Annotated in this window: 25 protein-coding genes, 1 tRNA gene and 2 pseudogenes; 13 read left to right on the forward strand and 15 right to left on the reverse strand. The window is 36.2% G+C overall.

The features are described 5' to 3' along the window. Window positions 1-262 precede the first annotated feature (262 nt). Window positions 263-1,033 carry a glutathione S-transferase family protein gene (locus tag NDN13_RS02695; protein ID WP_171548311.1) on the forward strand — a complete coding sequence of 257 codons (771 nt, stop codon included), beginning with the start codon at window positions 263-265 and terminating at the stop codon, window positions 1,031-1,033. Window positions 1,034-1,491: 458 nt separating this feature from the next. Continuing rightward, window positions 1,492-1,962 carry an Lrp/AsnC family transcriptional regulator gene (locus tag NDN13_RS02700; protein WP_004653077.1) on the forward strand — a complete coding sequence of 157 codons (471 nt, stop codon included), beginning with the start codon at window positions 1,492-1,494 and terminating at the stop codon, window positions 1,960-1,962. Window positions 1,963-2,005: 43 nt separating this feature from the next. On the opposite strand, the gene NDN13_RS02705 is transcribed toward NDN13_RS02700, so the two are convergent. Together NDN13_RS02705 and NDN13_RS02710 are read right to left on the reverse strand one after the other, a co-directional pair. After that, on the reverse strand, window positions 2,006-2,755 hold the full coding sequence (locus tag NDN13_RS02705) for a YebC/PmpR family DNA-binding transcriptional regulator (RefSeq protein WP_251117074.1): 750 nt from the start codon (window positions 2,753-2,755) through the stop codon (window positions 2,006-2,008). A gap of 142 nt (window positions 2,756-2,897) precedes the next feature. Next, the gene (locus NDN13_RS02710; protein ID WP_251117075.1) at window positions 2,898-3,443 is read right to left on the reverse strand and encodes a 1-acyl-sn-glycerol-3-phosphate acyltransferase; all 546 of its coding nucleotides are present in this window, start codon (window positions 3,441-3,443) and stop codon (window positions 2,898-2,900) included. 668 nt (window positions 3,444-4,111) lie between these two features. Here NDN13_RS02710 and NDN13_RS02715 point away from each other — a divergent pair. The 5 genes and pseudogenes from NDN13_RS02715 to NDN13_RS02735 all read left to right on the forward strand — a co-directional run bounded on the left by NDN13_RS02715 (window position 4,112) and on the right by NDN13_RS02735 (window position 6,953). Further along, complete coding sequence (locus NDN13_RS02715) at window positions 4,112-4,654, forward strand: NADPH-dependent FMN reductase (protein ID WP_251117076.1); 543 nt, start codon at window positions 4,112-4,114, stop codon at window positions 4,652-4,654. A gap of 275 nt (window positions 4,655-4,929) precedes the next feature. Next, entirely contained in the window at window positions 4,930-5,757 is an 828-nt protein-coding gene (locus NDN13_RS02720; protein WP_251117077.1) for a DUF4882 family protein, read from the forward strand. Window positions 5,758-5,899: 142 nt separating this feature from the next. Next, window positions 5,900-6,232, forward strand: a pseudogene (locus NDN13_RS02725) (putative metallopeptidase). A gap of 83 nt (window positions 6,233-6,315) precedes the next feature. Continuing rightward, on the forward strand, window positions 6,316-6,531 hold the full coding sequence (locus tag NDN13_RS02730) for a hypothetical protein (protein ID WP_251117078.1): 216 nt from the start codon (window positions 6,316-6,318) through the stop codon (window positions 6,529-6,531). A 47-nt stretch (window positions 6,532-6,578) separates the two neighbouring features. Further along, complete coding sequence (locus NDN13_RS02735) at window positions 6,579-6,953, forward strand: hypothetical protein (RefSeq protein WP_251117079.1); 375 nt, start codon at window positions 6,579-6,581, stop codon at window positions 6,951-6,953. Between the two features lie 328 nt (window positions 6,954-7,281). Here the strand turns inward: NDN13_RS02735 and NDN13_RS02740 are convergent, their stop codons facing one another. From NDN13_RS02740 to NDN13_RS02755, 4 genes and pseudogenes are all read right to left on the reverse strand, one after another. Next, window positions 7,282-7,449 (reverse strand): hypothetical protein, encoded by a 168-nt coding sequence (locus NDN13_RS02740; RefSeq protein ID WP_251117080.1) that lies wholly within the window; start codon window positions 7,447-7,449, stop codon window positions 7,282-7,284. Window positions 7,450-7,609: 160 nt separating this feature from the next. Further along, complete coding sequence (locus tag NDN13_RS02745) at window positions 7,610-8,056, reverse strand: N-acetyltransferase (protein ID WP_251117081.1); 447 nt, start codon at window positions 8,054-8,056, stop codon at window positions 7,610-7,612. A gap of 35 nt (window positions 8,057-8,091) precedes the next feature. Next, a pseudogene (locus tag NDN13_RS02750) lies at window positions 8,092-8,510 on the reverse strand (SOS response-associated peptidase family protein); the annotation flags it as partial. A 94-nt stretch (window positions 8,511-8,604) separates the two neighbouring features. Continuing rightward, entirely contained in the window at window positions 8,605-9,393 is a 789-nt protein-coding gene (locus NDN13_RS02755) for a GNAT family N-acetyltransferase (protein WP_251117082.1), read from the reverse strand. Window positions 9,394-9,792: 399 nt separating this feature from the next. Between NDN13_RS02755 and NDN13_RS02760 the strand changes: the two genes are divergently transcribed. Beyond that, window positions 9,793-10,095, forward strand: a complete 303-nt coding sequence (locus NDN13_RS02760) for a hypothetical protein (RefSeq protein WP_251117083.1) — start codon at window positions 9,793-9,795, stop codon at window positions 10,093-10,095. A gap of 210 nt (window positions 10,096-10,305) precedes the next feature. Continuing rightward, entirely contained in the window at window positions 10,306-11,274 is a 969-nt protein-coding gene (locus NDN13_RS02765; protein ID WP_251117084.1) for an AraC family transcriptional regulator, read from the forward strand. A 106-nt stretch (window positions 11,275-11,380) separates the two neighbouring features. Here the strand turns inward: NDN13_RS02765 and NDN13_RS02770 are convergent, their stop codons facing one another. Continuing rightward, window positions 11,381-12,652 (reverse strand): site-specific integrase, encoded by a 1,272-nt coding sequence (locus NDN13_RS02770; RefSeq protein WP_251117085.1) that lies wholly within the window; start codon window positions 12,650-12,652, stop codon window positions 11,381-11,383. Between the two features lie 160 nt (window positions 12,653-12,812). On the opposite strand from NDN13_RS02770, the gene NDN13_RS02775 reads away from it, so the two are divergent. Next, window positions 12,813-12,889, forward strand: a tRNA-Ile gene (locus NDN13_RS02775). Between the two features lie 489 nt (window positions 12,890-13,378). Next, on the forward strand, window positions 13,379-13,780 hold the full coding sequence (locus NDN13_RS02780) for a hypothetical protein (RefSeq protein ID WP_251118148.1): 402 nt from the start codon (window positions 13,379-13,381) through the stop codon (window positions 13,778-13,780). 528 nt (window positions 13,781-14,308) lie between these two features. Here NDN13_RS02780 and NDN13_RS02785 read toward each other — a convergent pair. From NDN13_RS02785 to NDN13_RS02810, 6 genes are all read right to left on the reverse strand, one after another. Continuing rightward, entirely contained in the window at window positions 14,309-14,602 is a 294-nt protein-coding gene (locus tag NDN13_RS02785) for a type 1 fimbrial protein (protein WP_251117086.1), read from the reverse strand. Between the two features lie 355 nt (window positions 14,603-14,957). After that, window positions 14,958-15,938: a DUF4882 family protein gene (locus NDN13_RS02790; RefSeq protein WP_251117087.1), complete on the reverse strand. Its 981-nt coding sequence runs from the start codon at window positions 15,936-15,938 to the stop codon at window positions 14,958-14,960. 154 nt (window positions 15,939-16,092) lie between these two features. Continuing rightward, complete coding sequence (locus NDN13_RS02795; protein ID WP_251117088.1) at window positions 16,093-17,106, reverse strand: fimbrial protein; 1,014 nt, start codon at window positions 17,104-17,106, stop codon at window positions 16,093-16,095. Continuing rightward, on the reverse strand, window positions 17,103-19,679 hold the full coding sequence (locus tag NDN13_RS02800; protein ID WP_502799551.1) for a fimbria/pilus outer membrane usher protein: 2,577 nt from the start codon (window positions 19,677-19,679) through the stop codon (window positions 17,103-17,105). The genes NDN13_RS02795 and NDN13_RS02800 overlap by 4 nt, the downstream gene beginning before the upstream one ends. Before the next feature lie 63 nt (window positions 19,680-19,742). Next, on the reverse strand, window positions 19,743-20,477 hold the full coding sequence (locus tag NDN13_RS02805) for a fimbrial biogenesis chaperone (protein ID WP_251117089.1): 735 nt from the start codon (window positions 20,475-20,477) through the stop codon (window positions 19,743-19,745). 80 nt (window positions 20,478-20,557) lie between these two features. Next, entirely contained in the window at window positions 20,558-21,091 is a 534-nt protein-coding gene (locus tag NDN13_RS02810) for a fimbrial protein (RefSeq protein WP_004653088.1), read from the reverse strand. A gap of 489 nt (window positions 21,092-21,580) precedes the next feature. On the opposite strand from NDN13_RS02810, the gene NDN13_RS02815 reads away from it, so the two are divergent. After that, the gene (locus NDN13_RS02815; RefSeq protein WP_004653090.1) at window positions 21,581-21,928 is read left to right on the forward strand and encodes a hypothetical protein; all 348 of its coding nucleotides are present in this window, start codon (window positions 21,581-21,583) and stop codon (window positions 21,926-21,928) included. Window positions 21,929-22,051: 123 nt separating this feature from the next. Further along, complete coding sequence (locus NDN13_RS02820) at window positions 22,052-22,264, forward strand: hypothetical protein (protein ID WP_251117090.1); 213 nt, start codon at window positions 22,052-22,054, stop codon at window positions 22,262-22,264. Window positions 22,265-22,307: 43 nt separating this feature from the next. Here the strand turns inward: NDN13_RS02820 and bioB are convergent, their stop codons facing one another. Both bioB and queG read right to left on the reverse strand, forming a co-directional pair. Further along, window positions 22,308-23,297, reverse strand: a complete 990-nt coding sequence (gene bioB / locus NDN13_RS02825) for a biotin synthase BioB (protein WP_251117091.1) — start codon at window positions 23,295-23,297, stop codon at window positions 22,308-22,310. 91 nt (window positions 23,298-23,388) lie between these two features. Then, entirely contained in the window at window positions 23,389-24,513 is a 1,125-nt protein-coding gene (gene queG, locus NDN13_RS02830; RefSeq protein ID WP_251118150.1) for a tRNA epoxyqueuosine(34) reductase QueG, read from the reverse strand. Window positions 24,514-24,518 lie beyond the last annotated feature (5 nt).

Consider the following 24,518-nt stretch of genomic DNA (forward strand, 5'->3'; position numbering starts at 1 on the left):
ATTTTTTATGAGAAAAATAACAGAAAAACAGATATTAAATATTGATTAAAAACAGGTGTTTAGTGATGTTGTGTCTTTATTGATCAATGCGAAAAGGCGCTTTCTATGAAATAAAGGAATAATCTCACCAAGAATATTTATAAAGCAATCACGCTGAAATTAAAAAGATAGAGCAAAAAGGACATTGTATTCATTAACTTTTACTTCTAAAGTAGGGAAAACCTTATGTTTGATCGAATAGAAAAATAAATTTGGAGAGTCTATGCGGGTTTTATACCAATTTCCTTTGTCTCACTATTGTGAAAAAGCTCGCTGGTTGTTAGATCATAAGGAATTGGACTATGTGGCACATAATTTGATTCCTGGTTTTCATCGTGCGTTTACTTATCTGAAATCTGGGCAATATTTATTGCCGATGTTGAAAGATGATAAACACTGGATTGCTGATTCAACACAAATCGCTTTATATCTGGATAGTACCTATCCTGAGCATACCTTGCTCAGAAGAGATGAACAGTTACGTGAGCAAGCTTTAGAAATTGACAAGCTGACTGACGAGCTTGGTGTACATGTTCGTCGCTGGTCATTAGCACATGCGCTTTCGGTTGGCGATCATCCACTTGAAATCATGATGGGCGAGCAAGGCTATTTGCGCCAGTTCGAGAAGATTTCTAAACCAATATTAAAAAGCCTGGTGTCGACCAATTATAAACTCAGCCCTGAAAAAGTGGCGCAGTCCAAACTACGGATGACTGAGTTGATTAGTGATCTGAATCAGCGTCTGATTGATAATCAAGGGCGTTATATGGTCGGTGATCGTCTGGGTTTGGCGGATATTGCGGTCTGTTCAATTCTTGCACCCTTATTGGTGATCAAAGGTACGCCGTGGGAACTCGAGAATGACGATATTGAACAGTTTGATGGCGAACTGAAGCAATATTATGACTATTTATCAGACCTACCGATTGGGCAATATGTACAGCGTATTTATGCCACTGAGCGTAATGCGCGCGTTGATTGGCGTGGTTTATAAATCAGATTTTGAGTCGAAAAGCCCTGATTGATTATAATCGGGGCTTTTTTATGGGAAAGAATAGAGAGAAATAGCCAAGAAAGTAAAAAATTATTGGGGAATAAAATTAATATTTAAAAGAAAATTCGTTTTAAGCAGAAAATATTAGAAATTATTGCCAAATTTACTTTAAAAAAACTGAAAAGAGGGAAATAATTATAAAAAGGCTTTGTTATCTTATGTTTCAGGGTGTGATGGGGATCGAAACGAGTTGTTCAACAATTGGGAGATCAGTTGAACAGTTGCTCAAAAGGTCTTGTTTCGGCTTTGGGACAGAGATAAACCAAAAGTTTATCGGAATCATGTTTGCGTTATCCATGCAGCATCGTCAAAAGTTAAACGAATGTTTTCCCTTGACCCTTAAAATTACTGAGTGAGCAGTTCCGATAAAAACATAAATTCAGAGAGAGAACTGTAAAATGGAATTGGATCGTTTTGATAAACAAATTCTTGAAATTTTAACCGATGAAGATGTCAATCTGAATGAACTATCAGAACGCATCAATCTTTCGGTAAGTTCAGTACATCGTCGCATTAAAAATCTGATTGAATCCCAAGTGATGGGACAGCTTAAACGCGAAATTAATTTTAATAAACTCGGTTTTAGTTTGCATATTCTTTTACAGGTTTCGTTGAGCAAACATGACAGTGAAACCTTTGATAAATTCCTGCAAGAAATCGAAGATATTCCAGAAGTCACCAATGCCTTTCTTGTAACGGGGCAGAGTGCTGATTTTATTTTGGAATTGGTGGCACGCAATATGGATGACTATAGTGAAATTCTATTACGCCGTATTGGTAAAATTGACAGTGTCGTTGCACTACATTCCAGCTTCGTGATTAAAGAATACAATGTCTTTAACTGCTATAAGCTTTTAAATAAGCTATAAAAAATGCATCTAAAAAGATGCATTTTTTACTGATGTGAATGAATTAAGCATCAAGTTGCGTTAATACATCTTCAGAGAATTCAACGTTGGTATAAACGTTTTGGACATCATCAAGATCTTCAAGCATATCAATCATTTTCATGATTTGTTTAGCTTGATCAATATCATTGATTTCAGCTTTAGTCGATGGACTCATCACAACTTCAGCATTGTCAGATTTTAAACCTGCTGCTGTAAGTGCATCTTGAACATCACCAAAGCTTTCTGGGCTGGTAATAACCAAGATACTATCTTCATCGATCTCGATATCATCAGCACCTGCTTCTAAAGCAACTTCCATGACTTTGTCTTCTAAAGAAATATCTTCAAAAGAAATTTCACCGCGTTTGGTAAATAGGTAAGCCACCGAACCATTGGTACCTAAGTTGCCATTGGTTTTAGAGAAACAATGACGAACATCTGGAACAGTACGGTTTAAGTTATCGGTCATGGTTTCAACGATAACCGCAACACCACCAACGCCATAACCTTCATAGGTCACTTCTTTTAAATCATCATTGTCTTCACCACCAGCACCACGTTGGATTGCACGGTTGATGGTGTCACGTGTCATATTCACAGACAGTGCTTTTTCAACTACAGCACGCAAACGAGGGTTACTCGCCGCATCTGGCCCGCCCAAACGTGCAGCGGTTACGATTTCACGGATGTATTTAGTAAAAACCTTACCGCGACTTGCATCTTGTTTAGCTTTACGATGCTTAATATTGGCCCATTTAGAATGACCCGCCATGGAAGTAACTCCAAAAAATAAAACTTAAAAAAAGTGCAGGAATATTAGCATAGCGATGGTTTTGTTGAAAACTAGCATCGCTCATATTCAAACTTTAAAATCTTGATCAAGCGTTAAAGATTGATCAAATAGATTGGATTAATTAGCTAATTTTTACATCTATGTCGTATTCCGCATAAAGCGCTTTGATCGTTTCCAGATCTGATTGTAAATCGCTTGGATAAATTTTCCCTAGAATGCCACCTTGCTTGGTACGGGCATTGGCATACATCAAAATGATTGGCACATTGGCTGCTTTGGCGATATGCCAAAAACCGGTACGAATCGGTTTGCGTTCTTCACCATCCTTGGCACGTGTTGCTTCAGGCGCAATCACGAGATTAAAACTGTCACTTTGATTAAAAAGTTCAACCATTTGTGTCACGATATCTTTATTGGCTTTACGGTCGACAGGAATGCCACCTAAACGTTCTAAAATTGGTTTTAAGGGACCTTTGAATAATTCTTTTTTGATCAGTGTATGAATTTTTAATTCTAAAATTTCAAATAAAGCGAGAGAAAGGATGGTATCTAAGTTGGAGGTATGCTCAAAACCGATAATGACTTGTTTCTTTTCTAAAATGGCTGGATCAACGTTATATGTCCAACCTGTTGCTTTAAAAATAGATTTTCCTAAAAATTTTTTCATGTTTATCATCATAGGCTTTGAGTCGCAGCAGTGTAATACGACTTTTCAGGAAAATACATATCCGAAAACACCAGAAAAAGAAATTTGAATGGCTTTTAAATGATCAAAATAGGGCAGTATGATCATTACTTAAGCTGAGAGGATTAGATGTCTTGATATAATTTAATGATTTTTAATGTTTTTTTATTTTAATAAACTCATTTGCTTGTCATTTAAGTTAGGCGTAAATGTACATGTTTATTTTTAAAGAAGGTCGAGAAGCCTACAACAAAATCATGGCAACTATGACTCGCTCAAATTATTTTTGGTGGCATTGCTTTTCTTTTTTTATATAAATCGAATGTACTGAAATTAGCAGTTAATCACGTTGCTTCAGCTGTTCAAATTGCAGAAGGGGCTACAAGTCAATAAGCAGGTTGAATCAAGATGAGTTGATATTCGCTCCTTGGATATTCAAAAACTTGGCCTTACACAGGGCAAATGCTATTTTTAGGTTATAGTGGCCGAAGTTTAAGCCGGTCTCTAGTATTAAAGATTCTCAGTGTGCGGGCTTTTTTGTTGCTTATAATTATTCATTCACAAGTTTGGTTGTATTTTGTTTGATAGCATCCATACATGGTTTCTAATCAGAATAATTTTTATGAAATATTAGGGTATATAGGGAATACATGAAAATTTTAGCTCTTTCAGGTAGCGCGCGAGAAGCATCTACAAATACTGCTTTATTGCGAGCCGTGAGTGAGATTGCACCACATTCAATAGAGATAGATGTTTTCCATCAGCTCAATTTACTGCCAGTTTTCTCACCAGATAATGAAGGAGACAAAACACCTGTCGTTGTACAAAATTTCATTGAAGCTGTAGCTGCCGTCGATGGTGTAATTATTTCGAGTCCTGAATATATTCGTGCAATTCCTGGTGGACTAAAGAACGCAATCGATTGGTTGGTATCACGTATTGAAATTATCGACAAACCGATTGTCCTAGTACATGCATCAAGCCGTGGTGATGATATGCTTGATTCATTAAGGCGAGTTCTTACAACTGTTAGTGCTAATTTTTTTGAACATTTATTTTTACGTATTTCCCTAATTGGTAAGACTCCAGAAGAGATTGCTGTATTGATGCATTCCCCAGAATATGAGTCACAAATTACAGCATTTTTACTTAGCTTTGCCGAAGAGATTAATAAATGTAAAGAAGATGACTAACTCATGATTCCGTCATAAATACTTTTAAAGGCTCATCGAACGATGGGCTTTTTTGTTATCAGAAATATTTAAAGGTCCTTGTGAAATGCATGAACAAATTATGTAATATGACCTTAAGTTTAGATTTTATTTTATGTAAGCTCTTGATTTATTTTTAAAAAATATAATTTTTTTATTGAGTTAATGTATTTGAATTACTTGCTTGTATCTTGAATTTGTTACATAATCAAGTTGTACAAAAAATAGTACATTTTATTAATTTATAAGGAAAAATTATGTTTAACACATTATTAAAAAAATCTGCCAAAGTTATGAGTGGTGCAACATGTCCAACAAATCATTTGTGTTCATATGATTTTGATGCAACCGCAGAAGATATCTCCTCTCTTTATCCGCATTATTGTAAATATCCTGTTGTGGAAGGTCAGAAGTTCAGTTTTAAAGCCCATGCTAATCAAGAAAGTGTATTTCTTGCTGCATATAGCAAAGAGTTAATTAAGCAAATTAAAGATTTGAATAATGGTGTAATTCAAACTCTCGAAGGTGAAAAAATTATTTCTCCAACAGGTATTGTGGCTTTTGAAAATGAACTAAGCGTTTTGCCTTTGCCGTCTCTTACAACATTGCCTGAAACAAACATAGGCATTTCAATTGAAAATGGGGTCTACGGTGTTTTATCCGATGGCACATATTTAATGATTGGTTGTGGTTTTGCTACTAATCAAAGTATTAATGAGTTAGATAATACTGTTTTGGGGAACGCTATAGTTGTTAAGGTAGCTCATGTTTCAAATTCGGGAACTTTAGATTTTTTCCAAAAACCATATGTAATCAATGAAACATCATCAGAGCATCAACGTATTGGTGTTTATATCAATCAAAACACTAAGCAGATTGGCTTTGTGTTAAATGGTGTTGATTTAGGTTATTTATATAATTTTAATAATTTACTGCAGAGTGCATTTTTTGTTTCAACAAGTATGGTGTCACAGCTTGTTAATGATGTTGATTCAGAATTTTCAACAGAAATTATTACTGACCATTCTCGAATGAAACTCGAGTATCCCGCAGGAACAACAGACATCTGTGGTAATTTAATTTAAGTCTGTACGTATTATTTTGTTGTAACTTAAGACCTCCTTCGGGAGGTTTTTTAACTCTGATCATGCACATTTAGGAGTGTTCCACTATCCACAGACCGCCGTGATAGGGACTAAAGGTGAATTTAAGAAACAAGGTCGCTTTGTGGTTGGCCAAGCTGAACAGATCATGATTAATGCGACTTACTCCCAGCATGCAATCGATGTCGATTACTGTGCTCTGATTGAGCATGAGCTTTGCCACATCGCGCATAAGAAAGATAAATAGGGTATTCAATCTTATAACCGTGAAATGGGTAAGCTTAAGTTGATGATTCAAAGACATGACGTTGAAAAATTCATGGGTGTAGTCCGCCGTTATGATGCTAATAAGGAAGCACAAGAAATGGTGAATGCTGCAAATCAACGGCCAACAGTGGTTAAGCGTTATAAGGAAGGTAAGTTTGATTTTGATAAGTTCTTTGATCCAGAGGAATAGCGTTACACTCTGGAACATCTTAGGAGGCTAGATGGGCTAAAATTTAAGAGGCTTGGAATTTAACAAACATAGAGGTACTTACAATGTCAAAAGTATCAATTGCCGAATGTTGTACACGAAAGGAAGAGTTAGAAAAGGCTATAACCTATCAGATTGCGGAGTTAGTTAATAAGTTTGAGGTTGAAACAGGGGTGAATATTCGTGATATTTATCTGAACTTTACCGATGTGTCTGAGATTGATCGACCTGAGAAATATGTTTTTACCAGTGTTACCGTTTGTACTCAGAAGTCTGATTAACTTTTTCAAATCTGATATATCTTATTGAAAATATATAAGAGATCAAAATGAAAAAAGCATTTGTTTTAATTGGACTATTTATATCAAGCCATAGTTTTGCAACCTATAACCAAAGTTTTGAAAAGGAATATTTGAGGATCTTGGATGAAAGCCAAGAAAAGCTTTTAAAAGAATATGAGTTTAATGAGTTTTATAAAGGTCAGGAGTTAAGTGAGGCTGAATGGAAAAAAGCAAAAAAGATTCAATGTGACGGGATGAAAGCAGAGTTTGCCTTTTATCAACTGGTTACTAGTCGTTATGACGAATTCGTGACTTATCACAAGCAGAATAATTTAGAGTTTGTCTATGATGAAAATAGGTACATTCAGGAATTTAACAACTTAAAAAAGATGATGAGTGATCCTGAAAATGAATGTAATTAAGTAACTAACGCCTTTAATCCATTTATAAATTTTAGATTCAGACAAAGTAAGCAGCTATATAGCTGCTTTTTTCTTGCCTTGAGAAAAGGTTCAACATAATCAAACGAGAGATTTGAACATATCATTGCCATTTATTGTGGATTGACTAGACCAGATCAAAGAAGAACATCGTGCTTTGTATGTTGGGGAGAAAGGGATGTTCCTCCTTGACTTGGAGGTGACAAAGATTCAAAAGGTCTAAAAACTGCATTACAAAGCAAGCGTGACGTGGTTAAGACTGCGCATTGAGAATTACAACACTTGATTAAGATGAAGAAGCCATTTATATCTATTTTTTATCGATATAGTCTTGGTTTGGGGAAAGGAAACCTGCAGAAATCGACTCAATCGCTATCGAAATCTCCATGTGAATAGAAGGATCAACAAGTAGGATTGATTTAACATCAGAGAGTAAATCACGCTTGAGATGATTCTTGATTTCGATTGAATGGCTCATGGCTATCACTTCAATTTGTAACATATTCAAGTTGTATTTTAGATTTGGGCTAAAATGTTTTAAAATTTTCTGCTGAAACAAGGATAAGTCGTAACTTGTCGCTCGTCAGTGTGTGTTTGGTCGGAACTTATGCATCTCAGTTTTTTGGGTTACAGTATTCTCATTTAAAAACTCTTTCCCATCGCATTAAAAACTCTTTTGATTGAGTGTCTTCATCAAAGGTTTCTTCTGTAATTTCGAAGCCAACAGAATCATAGAATTTGACGCTATTTGTATTTTGCTGATATACGTTTAATTCTAAGTTATCTCGAATACTCTTTACATGATTGATTAGCAATTTACCTAATCCTTTGCCTTGTTGTTCAGGTGCCACGAAAAGTGCAGCTATCCTGTTTCCAACTAAAGCAATAAATCCATAGATATTATTTTTATTTTCTAAAAGATAAACTTCGGACATTGGCAGATAGGTATCTTGCATATTTACTTTATTATTTTCCCAATATGACTCTGGAATAAAATCATGAGCTTTAACTGAAGCATTAAACCATATTTCTGTTAATTCTTTGAAATCATGTATATTTGCCTGCCTAATATTAATTGAACACATAAAATTTAACGCTTAATTTTTCAAAGACTAAAATATTACACTATGTGTGAAATATCTTGATGTAATTTATTTTTATAGAATTTAAGCAACCAGCTTAGGCAGACTGGTTTTTTTATTTCATTTTTAGGTGCTGCAATGTATTCACCAAGCGGCATCTCAACCAAAAATTCTTTAGCTTGGTCATTGCTGCATGTTAACCAGTCATTACGCTGGCCTTTTGGAATACCACAATTGAACGCTTTCCATCGTCAGGTGCGTGGAATTGGTTTATAAAAGGGTGAGCATCGGCATTGATTGTGAGCATGCTCATACAGATAACTGGTTCGTCGTTTACTGTGACATGTTCATAAATTCCAGCGACAGTGAAAGGCATATCATCTTCTCGATAGATCCCATACCAGTGTGATCTTCCATCAATGTACTTTGCCTCAAAAATTGTCTCAACAGAAATAACGTTTCATAAACATCTATTTTTAGGTTAACGAGAAATTAAAAGAGTGATAAGTACATAAAAAGCTCTCATAAGAGAGCTTTTTATGTACTTAAAGTTAAGCTATTTGATAGGCACTTATATTTGCTGATTTGTAGTATCCGATTCGTTCATATACTGGTGCACCAGCAGGGGTGGCATGCAGTAAGGTCCGCTTTAAACTTGTAGCTTTGTGACCTTCAATTAAGGCATGTCTTACGATTGCCTCACTGTATCCTTTTCGCTGAGCCTCTGGAATGGTGGCAACTAAAGCTAAATAAAGAACATCATCAATTTGAGCAGTCGAAGCAGCACAAACAGGTTTATTATCTACATATCCAACAAAAGAATATGCGCTGTCGACCCAAACTTTATCAAGTCCAGATCTACCCCATTCAAGATCAAATCCATAAGCCAAGCAATTCATGTCAGAAAAGTCGTTAAATTCAGTAATAGACTGCACTTTTCTAATTTCTAGCCCAGCGACTGACTTAGGTTTAACGGGTAGGATGTCTCCTGCCATAGCATTAAGAGGCATGACGTACTTTAAACCAACTTCATTAAGAATATTATCAAAAGATACTTTTGCTTCCCCTGAAATTAAATCATTGCAAATATTTAGCAGTCCACCATTTGCTTTGACTCTCATACGCTCAACGACGGTTTCAAGTCTATTTTTTAAAACATTTGGGTCACTAATTTCATCTGTTAGAAAAGCAGCATTTGCAAAGGGAAACTTGGAATCCTCCCAACGCATTGCTATACCAGATTCTTCATGTTGATCAGCAGGGGTACTACTATTAAAAAGAGTTTTCCATGCCGCTGTATAACCGTTAATGGCTTCAAGGAGATCTTTTTTGTTTGTCATTAAAGAACCTTTTCAAGTAATAAAAATTATAAAACTTTAGAAGCTATTTAATAAACTCAATTATTTTCATTTGCAAGTATCTAAATTTTTTTGGTCTTTCCTACAAAGTGACTTTTTTTCCACTAAATTTATGGTTCAGATATTGTTTAAATAATTTGCAACTTCCTGCTTAGCCAATTTATTAGAGTTGACTGACGGAATACTTACTGCTGTAAAACTACTTACACTTATGCTTATCAACACTGATACATTGTTAATTATTTTTAAACGAAAAATCTGTATTTATGTGAAAAATACATCAGTTTTTGCATAAAATGATAATTTTTTTAAATAAAATGCCAGTATTTGGAAAGGTTCGTTGTACAAAAATAACAACAAAGAAACTTTCGATAGATATGTATGAAAAATTGGCAATGCAGAAACTGTGGCTTATATATTAGGGTGGATAAAGACAGAATAAAAGTAGGTAATGTGATCGTTTTTAGTAAAGTTGTGCTAATACAGAGGTATAAAAAAATGAAATTAGCTCAAGGGGTTGTTGTAGGGAGGGAACAAGAAAAATTTAAAGTTTTACATGAGGGGGTGTACTATTTTTTGGAAAAAGATGAAGTGTACCCAGCCGATGCTCCTGTATTTTTTCTTTATAACATGTTTGGTGAATGTAAGTGCTTACCAAAGAATGCAGGAAAAAGATTGAGATAATTTTTTAGATTTAGAAAATTGTCTTTTAAGTGAATGTTCATTTAAATTTATAAGAAAAATATAACAAAATTAGCAATAAAGCTAAATATATTTTAAGCTATTGATATTTAATTATTTTAAGTTTTTTCTTGGTACGGTTCTTTAGTGGTATTCAATTGTAGGTAGACCGTTTTGAAGAATACGAATTCTGTTAAATTAGTATCGAGTGCGATGCAAAACCTATTAGTTTCTTTTTGCGAGGATAATAACTTATTAATTTCAGAAAATTTTTTAAACTTCAAAACAGATGAGCTGATCCCTCTTTGGGAATGGGTGGCATTACTTGAAGAAATCAATAGACAATATCCTAAGCCAGGACTTGGATTGGAAATTTCAAAATATGTCGAGCCAAGAACTTTTGGAATTTTAGGTTATTTACTGTTGTCTTGTAATAGCCTACTTGAAGCATTGAATTTATTCAAAAAGTACCAAAGGCTTGCTTTGGAGATTAAGGATGCAAATTTTATTTTTAAGAGGGAATCGATAGTAATTCATTGGGGGAAAGAGAGTTGTTTGAAAAACAATCAGTTGATTGATGAGTTGTTAATGGCAATTCTTGTAAGTGTTTTAAATCAATTGGTTTATCCAAACAAAATTAGCATAAACAGGATACGTCTTAGCTCAACAAAAAAAAGACTTTTATATATTTATGAAGCTTTTTTTGGATGTCCTGTAGAGTTTCTAAATGAGGGTGCATCCTTAGAAATATCTTTAAATAGTATTTTTTTATTAATACCAAGTGCAGATCCACTTTTAAATAATATTTTAATTAAACAAGCTGATCTAAGATTGGCCAAGTTTTCTAATCTAGATAATTTTTATGAGCTGCTAACTGAGAATATTTTACAAGCTATTAAGAGTGGTGATGTAAATTTAGGCTATGTGGCTAATAAGCTTGGTATAACGTCACGTATGCTTCAATCGAAAATGAAAAAAAGAGGATATAATTTTAAGGAAATATTGAGCGTGATTAGAAAAGAGATGGCATTTGATTATCTTTTAGATGAAAAGCTTAGTATTTTGGATGTTTCTGAATTATTAGGTTATAGGGAGCAAACCTCTTTTATTAGGGCATTTAAAGGGTGGACAGGTGTAAGTCCATTGAGATACAGAAAGACAAATGTTAAAGGAGATAATTGACTTTTAACAGTTATGGGGAAAGCGTTTATGGCAACTGCTTTTAAAAGTGTTGAGTTTTTTATTTAAATCGATAGAGTTTTCGTCGTTTTTCACCTTATCAACTTTACTAATATGTATATAGTTTAATTGCTTTAGTATTATGGTTGAGAAGTATTTTCCTATGTTTACCTAAAACTATTACCTCGATCTCGTTCATAGCTGCTCGAAGCTTTTTATCACTGATCTGAACATAAGCTGCTGTGACATCATTTTGATCTTCATTCTTGTGGTTCAGAAGCCTTTTAATCGTATATTTACTATAGTCCAGACTCTCTGCAATCGTACCATAGGTACGGCGTAGATCATGGAAAGTAAACTGGATGCCACAGCTTTTATTGATTTTGGCTCGAACCTTAGAAATGTTCGTAATGTGGCCAGATTCAGATTTTGCAGAAGGGAAAACCCACTCTGATGTAACTTGCTTTCTACGCTTCTTCATCATTTCCCAAAGAAAATTACCCATTGGCAAGGTGTGGGGTTCATTGTTCTTTGGATCGATTGAAGTGATGTAGCCATATTTCAAGTCTACAGATGACCATGCCAGTGACTCACATTCTTCGCGTCTAAAGCCAGTTAGTATTAACGTGATGAGAAAGTCTTTGTTAGTCTCAAGCTGCTGGCCACGATCTTCAAAGCTTAATACAGCTGTAATCCAATCTGGTAACTTATCTTCATTGATATATGAGCTACGTCTGCGAATCTTATTCCATGAGTTTTTAGCCGTTAAAGTTTTAACTGGATTCAGTGGGGGAATGATGGGTTGTTCATCATCATCAAGATAGTGTTCTATCGAAAAGTTATAAATAGCTCGAAAGACACGCATACACATATTGGCTTGGGCTTTACTATTAACTGAAAGCTCTTTATGTTTTTCTTGAATTATCGTACATGTAATGTCTTTGAGTTTCGTATTTTTCCAGTCTTTTAAGTAGCCATTAACCACATCATTGTAATCATCCAGGGTACGCGGTTTTAATGTGCGTTGTTTGATATATATCTGGTATGCCTCATTTAAAGTTGGCTGAGACAGTTCAATATCAAGAATTTTTTTAGCATCTGCAATCTTCTTTTTCTTCTTATCGATAGGGTTTATACCGATTGTCATATCCAAGAGGGCTTCTTGAGCCAATATCATTGCTTGAGTTAGGGTTATTTGTCCATGAATACCCAGAGTAGACCGAGTAGACTTGCCATTAACCTTTTTCTCAACGATATAAGTTTTATATGAGGTGTTTACACGCACGGCAAAGCCAATTAACTCACTATCACGATAAATCGCAGGAATTAATTCGAGTTGATCAATAAATGACTTAGTGAGCTTTACTCTGTTTGCAGACATGAGCTAGAATCCGCTTGTTTCACAGCATTTAGCATCATATTACAATATTCTTTAAGGTCTGCTATAGGTCTACTCAAGAAAAAACTTGTAATTAAAAATGATTTTAGCTAATATTGGATTCAAGCTGAATTGTAGATAATACAATCAGTTATAAAGTTTAGGGCCTATAGCTCAGTTGGTTAGAGCAGCGGACTCATAATCCGTTGGTCCCGTGTTCAAGTCACGGTGGGCCCACCATATATCAAGCACTTACATGCATTAATTGTAAGTGCTTTTTTATTGCTTAAATTTAAGCTATCAAAATGAATGAGAAGGCAGCAAAATCAAGATCTATCAGGCCGATCTTGGCTTCGGAAAAGCTAAATATTATTTATAGCTTTGCTAAATCAGTTTAATTTACATCGAAACTAGCGAACAAGACTTCTTAAATAATTGGATAATTTTAACATATTTCTGAAATGCTTAGAGTGGATTATTTTTACAAGAAAACCAGGATCATAAAAAAAATAGACTTTATTTATAAGCTTTAAATTAGGATTGGTGGTAATAGGTTAAATTTTTTTATTAGAATTTTGTATTTTTTTTATCCTAAATTCTATGATGATTAAGGCTAAAGTGAATTAAGAGCGAAAATTATTTTAAATTTTGTCATATTTCATTATTTTTGCTATCCTATACTTTTATATTTTATAGATTATTAAAGTGAAGAATATCTTAGCTTTCACCATCATATTCAGTTTATTGGGATGTGAAAGTTTTGAAGATTATAAGAGTAAAGACTCTAATATCATAACAGAGTTAGATCCTTTTATAGCTGAGAATGATAATCAAAAAAATACACGAGATTTGAGTAAAAGCTCTGCTTATATTAGAAAGTCTGAAATGAGTTTAAATAAGGAAAAACTAATTGAAAAGTGCAAAAAATTAGTGCTTTCGAATGTATCAAAGAAAAAGACAGTTAGTTTTAATGAAAATTTACGTGGTAATTACTATATCAATCAAAAAACTGGAGACGTGTATCTTTACTTGGAGTTCTGTGCCGAAAATGAGCTAGGGAATGCACAGGAATTTAAAGGGAAATGCATATTTTCTATAGATGGTGAAAGCAAAGCGACTATATTTGAATAGATAAAACGATCATGGATAGAATGCCGCATAGGTGTTCTATTTTTAATGCAGAATGCATTTCACATCGAATTGTACGAACATTCTCATAAATCTTTCTAGCTCATTGATTGACTGCTTCTACTTGTCTTTACTCAGGAAGAGAATTCCAAAAGCGATAAGAATTATTCATGTAAAACTTATTCAGTTCAGGGGTATCAAAAATCTGTTGAGGAATAAATATGGAGTGTTGCAACTGGATAAAAAGGAGATCATTACCGTTTGCACTCAATGCTGCAATCGTCCAGCTTAAGCGCTAATCGTGATTGGTTAATATATGCACATGTGGCTAAATGGTGTTATTCAAAAGTCTAATGGAAGTTTTAATTCTATCTTATTGAGATGTGTTGATTGAAATATAGTCATTGTATTTTAATTGTTTTAAATTAAAACTAAACATATTTATTTTATTATTAAATAAATTTAATCATTAAAAGGTGTGAAATGTATATTAGTGTTAATTGGTTCACACCTTCATAATAAATATATTAACTAGTAGTAGTTTGCAATGATGACAGCATTCTTTTGATCTGGAAATTGCTCGAAGCTAATCTCAGTCATCATATTCTTTTGAGATGAAGGACTTAAATCGCTCAATGAAATAGATTGAGTTTCAACCTTTTGACGTAACAGGTTCAATTGCTGACATTCATTGGTTTGAAGTTGCTGAGAGCATGTATCCTCTACAATACTTCCATTCATTTGGATTGTGCTTGCAGAATAACCCGCCGAAGCAAATGCCATTAATGATAAAAGTAGGGCAGATTTATAGATATTGTTATACATGTTTATTGCCTTTTATATAATGTATTAAGTATTAATTAACATAAGTATTATTATTAAGGCAATATTAAAATTAAATATTGATTAAATAGTTATTCAAAGTGTGATGTATTTAAAATTTTGCTTTTAAATTGATAATTAATATGTTTATTTGGATTTGTTAATTGTGTCACATATTTTTATTTTAATGCGAATTTAAAACCTGACCTGTCTGGTCTACATTATATGGTCTGTGTAGCATATTTAGAAATTCAAATATAGAACTTAGGCATACCCTTGTTAGGGGAAAATTATGTGATTGCTATTTTGGGCAAGAAAAAAGCCTAATCGAAGATTAGGCTTTTTGACTCTAACTGGGTTAAATCACATTGCCACAGATGTCTGTTGTACCTTGAGGGTAGCTGAATTGCAGAGCGTTGCGGTCAGTGATCAGCTCAGATGAAAACTCTAGTCCTGCAAGTTTGTCTGAGAATGCACCATCTTTATCCGAACCAACCCAGCTACGAATATCAAAACCAATATTTTTCAATGGGGCAGGGAGTGTTCCTTGGTATCCCTGATCAACTCCATTGACAATAAAACCGACCTGTTTGGTATTTTGGTTGATATAAACACCTAATCGATGATATTTGCTTTGATAGTCGGTCATTTTACTGTAGTAATAAGCAACTGAAGTATACTCAGTCTCATCGCTATTTGGGTAACCAAGCATAAATAATACGGATGGTGGGTTTTCACCAAAGTCAGGGTCAGCAGTACCTGCCATGTAATTATATCCTGACCTTACAACATATCCATTTTCTGTTATTCCATTAAAATTAATATCTGAGATATAAGATGAACCCGGTTCTCCATAATAGCCGCCGCTAAGTGGAGCAGCAGGAATATCGAGCTGCATTTCCAGTGCAAGAATTCCTGTTTTTGGTAAGTTAAAATCTCCTAAACCATCTTGCAAGTGTGGAAAGTAAGGAGAATCTTTTGCTGAATAAAACCTTGTTTTACTGGTAGCTAAGTATTGTAAGTAATTAAAAGTACCGTATTCAGGATCGCTATTTGAAGAATAAGGAGGGGCAACAGTTAAGCTAAACTTTTGTCCATTGATTGTAGGAAATAAATTGACTAGATAGTCTGAATTTTGATTGTTCCATAAAGCATCATAATCTTGCTGTGTTGCATCGAAGTTATATTGGCAAGTTTGTGGTTGGCTAAAACTACGTAAGCTAAAGTTGCTGGATGTTGTTGCTGTTGATTGAGTATTGGCATTATCTTGTGAACTATTTTGATTTTCGCCACAGCCAATTAGGGCCAGGCTAAGTGCAAATATGCTCAGTTTTTTCATTTGATTGTTCCTCTGGTGTGTTATTTACGGTTTTTATCAAAAATTAAGTGCGAGTAGTTATGAAGTTATTAATTTTTAAATTAATAACTTAATTATATTTTTTAAGTTTTTTATAAAAAAAGACCTCTCGTTTGGGAAGAGGTCTTATAAAAAGTTAATCGTATTGGATCGTTACAGTAGCCATAGCGCGGACTTTACCTGCAGTGACATTGGCTGCAGTTTGATAATAGCGAGCTGTTAGTGGAACATTGTATTGAACTGTTTGGTTCGATTTAACTGTTCCTAGTTCTAACTTATCACCTAGACCAATAACCTGGTTTTTACTTTGATAATTCCATACAAGCTGTACGCCAACACCATTTGCTTTAGTCGAGTTTGGTTCAAGATTTTTTAAAACTTGAGTGTTATTACCTTCTTGTTGGTAATCAAAGGTTAAACTAATCAGGTTCTTTTCTTCATAACCTGTTTGGTTTTCACCACCATTACAGAGAATATTGAGTTCAAAAGATTGCTCGCCTTGAGTAGAACCAATTCCTTTAAAGCCTGATTTCATGACTGTTGGAAGTTGTACCGCCTTATTAATAGCACCTCTCCATTCACAAGAAGAAGAAGCAATCGTAATCGCGTTACCGTAAACAGTGCTGGTTAAGAAGGGGCGATCGCTTCGGTTTCCAGCATAATAGGTACTATAAACGCCAGGCACTAATGTTCCTGAACCTGTATTTTCTGCTGTTTTCACAATCTCAACAACAAAATAGCCCTCGGCAAGGCTAATACGAGTACTTGGTACAGAGCGAGTGTAAGGGTAATATCCTGAGAAATTCGTTGCGTTAAAAGCTTCTCGATAAAGGCGAATTCCAATACCTGGGATATTGGTTGAATAGATATTATCGCCAAGTGGGCTAATTGCATAATTTTGTAGTAATCTTGCGACCATCATATCGCTACTATTACAAGTATATGTTGTTCTAGAATCAGGACGAATTTCAAAAAGCGACTTAACTAAGACTTTACCAACAGGGTCACTTGGTCGAACAACAACACGACCAACTTGCATGGAGACATCAATTGTTCTGAAGCCAGAGCTCGTTGAACATGCAGCTTGAGCTGCTGTATTCACACCAAAGCCGGCTGCAATTAAAGCACTGCTTAAAAGTAATTTTTTCATTTGCATACGGCCTCAGTCATGATCATGCTTTGCTGATCGTTAGAAAGTTGTGCTGTAACATCATAACTGAAGTGGCACTGTTCATTAGCTTCTTCGCCCCATTTTACATACAAATCACCTTTTGGCTCTTGCGTACGTAAATACACCATACTACCTTGAGCAACAATACCAACTGATTCATCTTTGGTATTAAACACTTGTGCTGCAAACGGCAAGCTGCCACCCGTTGCTGTTTTGGTGTTGATATAGATGGCATAACCTTTTTTGGTTGAGAAATCAACTTTAGCAATCGCACCCGCAAACGGTGCAATACGTTGGCTGGTTTCTTCTAATTCAACATTGGTCGACATTTCTTGTGGGTCAAGTGTGATGTCATTTAAACGGTATGGTGTTACATAAGGAATCACAGCATAACCAGATTTATTCACACTGAGGCCAACGGTATTGTTGACTTTGGCACCTGCTGCATCTGGTGCATAGACCAGTACCATGGTTTGACCTTGTTCTGGACCAAACAGGATACCTTTATCATGCGCAACAATACTACCGCTGACACTGAGCATCGCCTGTTGATATGAATCAGCGACACTATACGAACCACCAACAGTTGCAAAGTTCGTGCGATAGCGACTATTAACGTTAAGACTCGGATTCTGTCTATCTTGGTGAGATACAGATGCACCATAATTGAAACGATCACCAACCATACCACTCATACCAACAGTACGGCTGTTTTGAGAGGCAGTTGCATTGACGTTCGCAGAGCTCTTTCTGAAATTAATTGGGAAAGAGAGGGTCATCAAATATTCTGTATCACGAGTCTGGTTATTTGAGCCGTATTGGATTTCTCGGTTGGTCGCAGAAAGGCCATAAGTTAAGCCTTGATAGTTATTGCTGTAACCGACCTGATATTGGCGAGTCGTTTCATTACGGTTCCAATAATCGTTCCACGAACCCACCATATAAATATTACCCCAACCCTCAGGTAAACCTTGGTTCAAAGTGATCTGGAATTCACTACGTTGTTTACCTACAGCAAAGGTATTGACGCCTTTATCTTCAAGATCACGAATGAGCAGGGCATCACGCAACTTATAATAGTTTTCAGTCGAATAACGATATGCTGCCAACGTTAAGTTGGTATTGGTCGGTGAAATCAGTTTGCTATAACTTAGACGGAAACTTTGTCCAGACTGTAAGCCTTGCTTGTCAAAGTCGGTATTTGATTGAGTAACGTCAAATGACACAGCACCAATCGGTGTTGCAACAGCAGCACCTAATAGTAAAGCACTATAGTCTTCAGCCAGTTGGAAGCCTGTATAACCCGTTAAATAGTTATTCAGACCACGTTGATATTTACCTTGTGTGACCCACGGCGTTAAATCAATATCACGGTCGCGGAATTCACCCGCAGTGACTGAGTAACGGCTGAGTCCTGGACGCAACATTTGCACAACAGATGCATAAGGAACAGCAAGCTTCTGAACTTCACCATTCGATTCAATAATCGAAACTTCAAGCTCACCACCAAAACCTGTAGGGTAAAGGTCATTGATTTCAAAACTACCTGGTGCAACCGTGGTTTGGTAAATCAATTGACCTTGTTGACGAACTTCTACTTTAGCATTGGTTTTTGCATTACCACGAATACGCGGTGCATAGCCGAGCATACTATTTGGGAGCATACGGTCATCGCTAGAAAAATCTAGACCACGGTAACCGAATGAATCAAATAACTCACCATTGGTAAAGCTGTCACCTAAGGTTAAAACGCCACGATATTGAGGAAAAGCACGCTGTAAGTAAGTACTTGTTGACTCGTAATTTGATTTCTTTTTATTGCTTGAATCTAATTCACTTTGCGCGCCATCTTGCCATTGCCACTGACCATTATGGCGAAGTTGCCAACCCGCAATGTTTGCACCTGCAGTAATCGCCATAAAAGCGTTGGTGGTTTCTTTGTTTTCATTTAAACGGTTAAAGGTTTTATAAGCACTACCGCTATAAGATAGGAATCCAGCATTGACACCGCGATCCCAAATACTTGGGTCCACATAGCCTTGTGCATTTTTTTGTAACGCAATTTGTGGAATCGAAATGTCGACACGCAGGCGTGAGGTATCAAAATCGTAATAGGCGTTTTCAATCCATTCTTCGATTTTATAGCATGCATTTGGCGCATTCGACTCAGTGCGGTTGACCAGAACTTCTTGTTTTACACCGTATTCCAGTAATGAGCTTGAGGTAAAGCAGGTGAATGCATTTTTGTTTTGTTCCGCCGAACGGAACATCATTCTTCTTTTGCCGAACCAGTTACCGTTGATATAGACGTCGACGTTATATTCACCCGGTAAAACAGGGTTCCCATATTTGAAGCGAGAGATATCTACTTTTTGTGCGTCACCGATTAAAAAAACAGAGTCGAATTCTGCTTCCATTGGTGCAGCTTGTTCTGCTGTCTGTTCTTCTATTGCATAAACAGCCATAGGCATCGTTACTGTGATTACCCCAGAAGTAAGGTAATAACATATACGACGCTTCAAGAATTTAGCTGTTGCATTTTTCTTTGACATAATCGGTTCGCCTATTCAACGATAGGTACAAAATCATTTATTGATTGGGAATAAATTTGTTTGTTATTGAAGCTTGATTTGGTGTTCGATACGACCACCGTAATCATTGATGCTTACATAGCTCAACTTCTCGGTATTACCTGTTTTCAATTGGATTTTGTCCTCTGAAAAAGGTGAGAGCATTAAACCCTTAGGTAATAGGTCAACTGGCTTTCCTGCATTTTGCTGGTACACCGCAGTCATAGTGACGTGAAACGGTGTTGGATTTTTTACAATCAATGTTTGTCCGCTTTTCGCCCATTGCAATTTTTCACCAGCGAGATTGGCATCAGTTTTAATGCTTGCTGGACGATAGAAGAATTTAATGCGTGAACGGATTGCAAGCTGTAAAAAATTATCAGGAATAGCGTCTTTACTATTTGCTGTTGGTCTTGGTGGAATATCCAAAACGTTCAGCCAAAAAACAGTTTCTTGTTTTTGATCTAACTGAGCTGCATTTGGTAATGCAGTAATACGAAGTGATTGACTCTTCGTTGGATCTACACGCGAAATCGGCGGGGTAATCATGAATGGAACTTTAGACTGGTCGGGTGTACTTTTAGCATCACCTTCATCAATCCATGCCTGAACCAGAGATGGTTTAGAACCATTGTTACTCACTTGCAAAGTTACTTCACGAGCATCAGATGGATAAATAACGCGAGTACCATGCAAGATAATTTCTGCATGTGTCTGACTTGCGATTAATGCTGATGACATCGTTAAACCAAGCAAAAAATTGTAACCGTTCAGTGCCATTTAAATTTACTCTATGATTGCGTGAAGTTTACAACTGCGAATTTCTAGAATTCTAGAAATTCGCATAGTTTATCAATAGATTATTGATAAATAATAGTGTACTGAACTGAAGTGTTTACTTCACCAGCAGTAGAAGCGCCAGTTGCATAGTATTCAGCATAGTAGTTAAGGTCAGCAGTACCGCCTTCTACAACGTCAACCCATTGAGAGTTCGCTTGAGCACCGTTGCTACCAGCAGCAAGAACTGGGATTACTTGGTTGTTGTTACCTAATAATTGAACATCAACGTTTTTAGCACCACCAGCGTTTTGGTTAAGTAAACGACCAGTGTTGAAATCAACAGTAGCACCTGGTTCGAAGTAAGTTGCAACTTTACCTTCTGAACAGTTACCTAAGTTGATTTGGAATGGAGTACGACCAGCTACATCACCTGCGTTAGCAAGAGTTTGTTTAGATACAGTTGGAAGCGTTACAGTAAAGTCTTTACCAGCTGGAGTCACGATGTCACAAGTTTTGTCTGTTACTAGACCATTAATTGTAATCGTTCCGTCAGCAGCTTGAGCGTTAGCAATACCTACAACTGAAAGAGCAGCGATCAAAGCAAGTTTTTTCATAATAATTTCTCGAACACATCGGCTAAAAGTTTGAATTAAAATTACTTCTCAGTTGGATTTTTGCGCTGAACAAGTAATGTGCGAAATATATATCAGTAGGTGTTGAAATTGCAAACTGCATCACACTTTTATGGTGTTTTTCGATCTAAATTTCCGATCGTAAATAAGTTGTTGATATGAAGAGCTTTTATTTTTGATAAAACTTATTTTACCGGTTGGTTTGTTTAATATTGCTTAAGACTGATTGTTTTTTCCTTTTATAAAAAACAAGTTTTTTGGGTGTTTTTTGATCATAATTCGTAAATTCTGTATTTTTATGTGATTTGCTTAACAAAATAGAAAAAATAATTTAGATGAATAATCAAGTTTTTAGCGAGATTATTAAGTTTATTAACAAAAAGCTCAAAGTTCTTTTAAGAATCTTTTAAGGTTCAATCCTTAGTTTTTTAGTCATGATTAGATGAAAAAAACACCGTAAAGGAGCTTTCAATGAACATGCTTTATACCCACAAACCAAACTATTATTTCTTTGCACACAAGTTTGTTTTATTCCTAGAGAGTTATTTAAAAAGCCACCCTACGGAACAGCAGACAAGCTTTAATTTGCAAACGATCTATGATTTATTCAGTCATGATCGTGCCTCAAGTACGACCAATCTAGAAGGTATTCTAAATATTGCAGATGAATATGTACTTGAAACGGATGAGGGGCAGCAGTCATTGATACAGTCTTATCACGTACATTTAGACAATCATGTATTGACCTTGGAGTTTAACCAAAAGGCTGTGGCAAGCTTAAAAGCAGGTCAGACTATCGTGAGCCCGCAAGCGGCTTAAACAAATATTTCTCGAGTTTATGCACTTAGTAAGTAATGTCCTTTACTAAGTGTTTTTTTAACAAGCTGCGTTAATGTCATCGATCCGTTATGATGGACAGATCAGTTGAAGATATATAGCGCTATGGATAAGGACTTTAAGTCAGAAACCTATACAGTAGATGAACAGATTACTGACACCATTCTATGGTTGATGCAACATCAAGATATTTTTGATTCATTTCATTTTGATGTGCATAGTCAAGAATTGTCAGTCACGCATGCAGCAGGGGTTGATATTATCCGTGTTGGCATGTTTTTAAATGCCAAATACGGCATTCTGGTGACATCAATTTAATCATACCTAAAAAAAGCCTTGTCAGATGACAAGGCTTTTTTATTTATGCACTCATGGCATCGACAGAGAGTTCTGCAACCGTCGGTTTTGGTTTTTCTGCAGTTAAACCTAATTTGGCAAACAAGGCCTGATCTTTGCCTTCACCCGCATTTGGGGTGGTAAGGAGTTTTTCACCAGAGAAGAGTGAATTCGCACCCGCCATAAAAGCAAGTGCTTGGTCTGAGTCACTTAATGACTCGCGACCCGCTGAAAGGCGAATATAGCTATGCGGCATAATGATACGCGCAACAGCAATGGTACGAATCCACTCAGTTACATCTAATTTTTCAACATTCGCCAATGGCGTACCTTCAATCGGAACCAGCATGTTAATCGGCACTGATTCTGGATGTACTGGCATGGTTGCAAGTTCATGTAATAAGCCGATACGGTCATTACGGCTTTCACCTAAACCCACAATACCACCACTACATACTTTCATACCCGCTTGGCGAACATGATCTAAAGTATCCAAGCGGTCGTCAAAAGTACGCGTACTAATGATATGTGAATAATATTCACGAGAAGTGTCTAGGTTGTGGTTGTAATAGTCTAGACCTGCATCTTTTAAGCGTTCCGCTTGAGATTGATTCAACATCCCTAAAGTCATACAAGTTTCTAAGCCTAATGCTTTCACTTCACGTACCATTTCGAGAACATAAGGCATATCACGTTCATGCGGGTTACGCCACGCGGCACCCATACAGAAACGGGATGAGCCAGATTCTTTTGCTGCAAGTGCTTCACGAATAACTTTATCAACGGCAATACGCTTTTCTGCTTCTAACTTAGAGTCGTAACGAGCAGATTGCGAGCAATACTTACAGTCTTCAGGACATTTCCCTGTTTTGATTGAAAGTAGGGTGCTGACCTGAATCGTATTTGCTTGGAAATGCTGACGATGAACGCCTTGTGCTTGAAATACTAAGTCTAGAAAAGGTTGGTCATATAAAGCTTGGATTTCATCACGAGTCCAGTCATTACGTAAAGTCATTGTTATATCCATGATGATTGATTACAGACATTGAGATTCATCATACAGAAATCGTGCCAAAGCCAAAGGGCAAAAAACATCATTTTTCTATTCAGTGTACGTTTATTTGCTGCAATTGCTGTTGAATTGCCCAATCAATATGTACATTGACGATCTCATCGTGCAGCGTTTTTGCATCTTGCAATTGCGTCACGATCTCGGCTGAGTATGGAGCATTTCCTAGACCGATTGCAATATTACGCTTAAAGGATTGGTAGCCTGTACGGCGGATTGGGCTGCCTTCTGTATTGGCTAAGAACGTTGCTTCATCCCATTGCCAAATCTCTAATAAGCTGATGTCATCTAAGCTATGTCTTGGATCAAAATCTGGAATAGACGCTTTTTTAGCAAAGCTATTCCAAGGGCAAATCAATTGGCAATCATCACAGCCAAAGATACGGTTGCCAATACCTGAGCGTAATTCTTCAGGTATGATGCCTTTATATTCAATGGTTAAATAAGCAATACACTTTCTGGCATCCAGCATATACGGTTCAACAATCGCCTGTGTTGGGCAAATATCAATACAAGCGGTACATGAGCCACAATGTGCACTGGCAGGTTGATCGAAGGGCAAGTCAAGTGACGTAAACAATTCACCCAACACAAAAAAAGAACCTGATTTTTTATGAATCAATAAGGTGTGCTTACCCGTCCATCCCATACCAGCACTTTCAGCCAAAGATTTTTCAAAAATAGGGGCTGAATCCGCAAAGGGACGTGACTCAAAATCGCCGACTTTTTCTTTAATGCGGGTCGCTAACGTCTTTAGACGTCCACGCATGACTTTATGGTAATCACGGCCACGTGCATAACGCGCAATAATGGCAGAATTTGGTTCAAATGGTACATAACGGGGCTTGGGTGATGCCACAAGATAGTTCATGCGCACACAAATAATGCTTTTTGTACCAGGAACGAGCAAGGTTGGATCGGCACGCTTGTCTAAGTTTTCTTCTAAATAGTGCATATCTGCATGATAACCACGTTCTAAATATTCTTTAAAACGTGGCATTTGATCTTGAGCATCTGGTTTGGCAATGACACAATCAGCAAAGCCCAAGTCTAATGCCTGTGCTTTGATCCAGTCTTTTAATGCTTGCGGGTCAAGCTGTTGTAACTTGATTTTATCAGGCATTTTCTGAGACTGTGTTTGAGATGGTGTGCTTGAAGCCATAAAGC

This window comes from Acinetobacter sp. C32I (assembly GCF_023702715.1).
Lineage (GTDB): Bacteria > Pseudomonadota > Gammaproteobacteria > Pseudomonadales > Moraxellaceae > Acinetobacter.

Bases quoted from the DNA above. Each gene is read 5' to 3' on its own strand.
- NDN13_RS02705 (WP_251117074.1), bottom strand. From the start codon at position 2,755: ATGGCGGGTCATTCTAAATGGGCCAATATTAAGCATCGTAAAGCTAAA.
- NDN13_RS02735 (WP_251117079.1), top strand. From the start codon at position 6,579: ATGAAAAAAGCATTTGTTTTAATTGGACTATTTATATCAAGCCATAGT.
- NDN13_RS02795 (WP_251117088.1), bottom strand. From the start codon at position 17,106: ATGAAAAAATTACTTTTAAGCAGTGCTTTAATTGCAGCCGGCTTTGGT.
- NDN13_RS02790 (WP_251117087.1), bottom strand. From the start codon at position 15,938: ATGAAAAAACTGAGCATATTTGCACTTAGCCTGGCCCTAATTGGCTGT.
- bioB (WP_251117091.1), bottom strand. From the start codon at position 23,297: ATGACTTTACGTAATGACTGGACTCGTGATGAAATCCAAGCTTTATAT.
- NDN13_RS02815 (WP_004653090.1), top strand. From the start codon at position 21,581: ATGAACATGCTTTATACCCACAAACCAAACTATTATTTCTTTGCACAC.
- NDN13_RS02720 (WP_251117077.1), top strand. From the start codon at position 4,930: ATGTTTAACACATTATTAAAAAAATCTGCCAAAGTTATGAGTGGTGCA.
- NDN13_RS02730 (WP_251117078.1), top strand. From the start codon at position 6,316: ATGTCAAAAGTATCAATTGCCGAATGTTGTACACGAAAGGAAGAGTTA.
- NDN13_RS02805 (WP_251117089.1), bottom strand. From the start codon at position 20,477: ATGGCACTGAACGGTTACAATTTTTTGCTTGGTTTAACGATGTCATCA.
- NDN13_RS02810 (WP_004653088.1), bottom strand. From the start codon at position 21,091: ATGAAAAAACTTGCTTTGATCGCTGCTCTTTCAGTTGTAGGTATTGCT.
- NDN13_RS02710 (WP_251117075.1), bottom strand. From the start codon at position 3,443: ATGAAAAAATTTTTAGGAAAATCTATTTTTAAAGCAACAGGTTGGACA.
- NDN13_RS02745 (WP_251117081.1), bottom strand. From the start codon at position 8,056: ATGTGTTCAATTAATATTAGGCAGGCAAATATACATGATTTCAAAGAA.
- NDN13_RS02715 (WP_251117076.1), top strand. From the start codon at position 4,112: ATGAAAATTTTAGCTCTTTCAGGTAGCGCGCGAGAAGCATCTACAAAT.
- NDN13_RS02760 (WP_251117083.1), top strand. From the start codon at position 9,793: ATGAAAAATTGGCAATGCAGAAACTGTGGCTTATATATTAGGGTGGAT.
- NDN13_RS02765 (WP_251117084.1), top strand. From the start codon at position 10,306: ATGCAAAACCTATTAGTTTCTTTTTGCGAGGATAATAACTTATTAATT.
- NDN13_RS02820 (WP_251117090.1), top strand. From the start codon at position 22,052: ATGGATAAGGACTTTAAGTCAGAAACCTATACAGTAGATGAACAGATT.
- NDN13_RS02755 (WP_251117082.1), bottom strand. From the start codon at position 9,393: ATGACAAACAAAAAAGATCTCCTTGAAGCCATTAACGGTTATACAGCG.
- queG (WP_251118150.1), bottom strand. From the start codon at position 24,513: ATGGCTTCAAGCACACCATCTCAAACACAGTCTCAGAAAATGCCTGAT.
- NDN13_RS02740 (WP_251117080.1), bottom strand. From the start codon at position 7,449: ATGAGCCATTCAATCGAAATCAAGAATCATCTCAAGCGTGATTTACTC.
- NDN13_RS02700 (WP_004653077.1), top strand. From the start codon at position 1,492: ATGGAATTGGATCGTTTTGATAAACAAATTCTTGAAATTTTAACCGAT.
- NDN13_RS02770 (WP_251117085.1), bottom strand. From the start codon at position 12,652: ATGTCTGCAAACAGAGTAAAGCTCACTAAGTCATTTATTGATCAACTC.
- NDN13_RS02800 (WP_502799551.1), bottom strand. From the start codon at position 19,679: ATGTCAAAGAAAAATGCAACAGCTAAATTCTTGAAGCGTCGTATATGT.
- NDN13_RS02695 (WP_171548311.1), top strand. From the start codon at position 263: ATGCGGGTTTTATACCAATTTCCTTTGTCTCACTATTGTGAAAAAGCT.
- NDN13_RS02785 (WP_251117086.1), bottom strand. From the start codon at position 14,602: ATGTATAACAATATCTATAAATCTGCCCTACTTTTATCATTAATGGCA.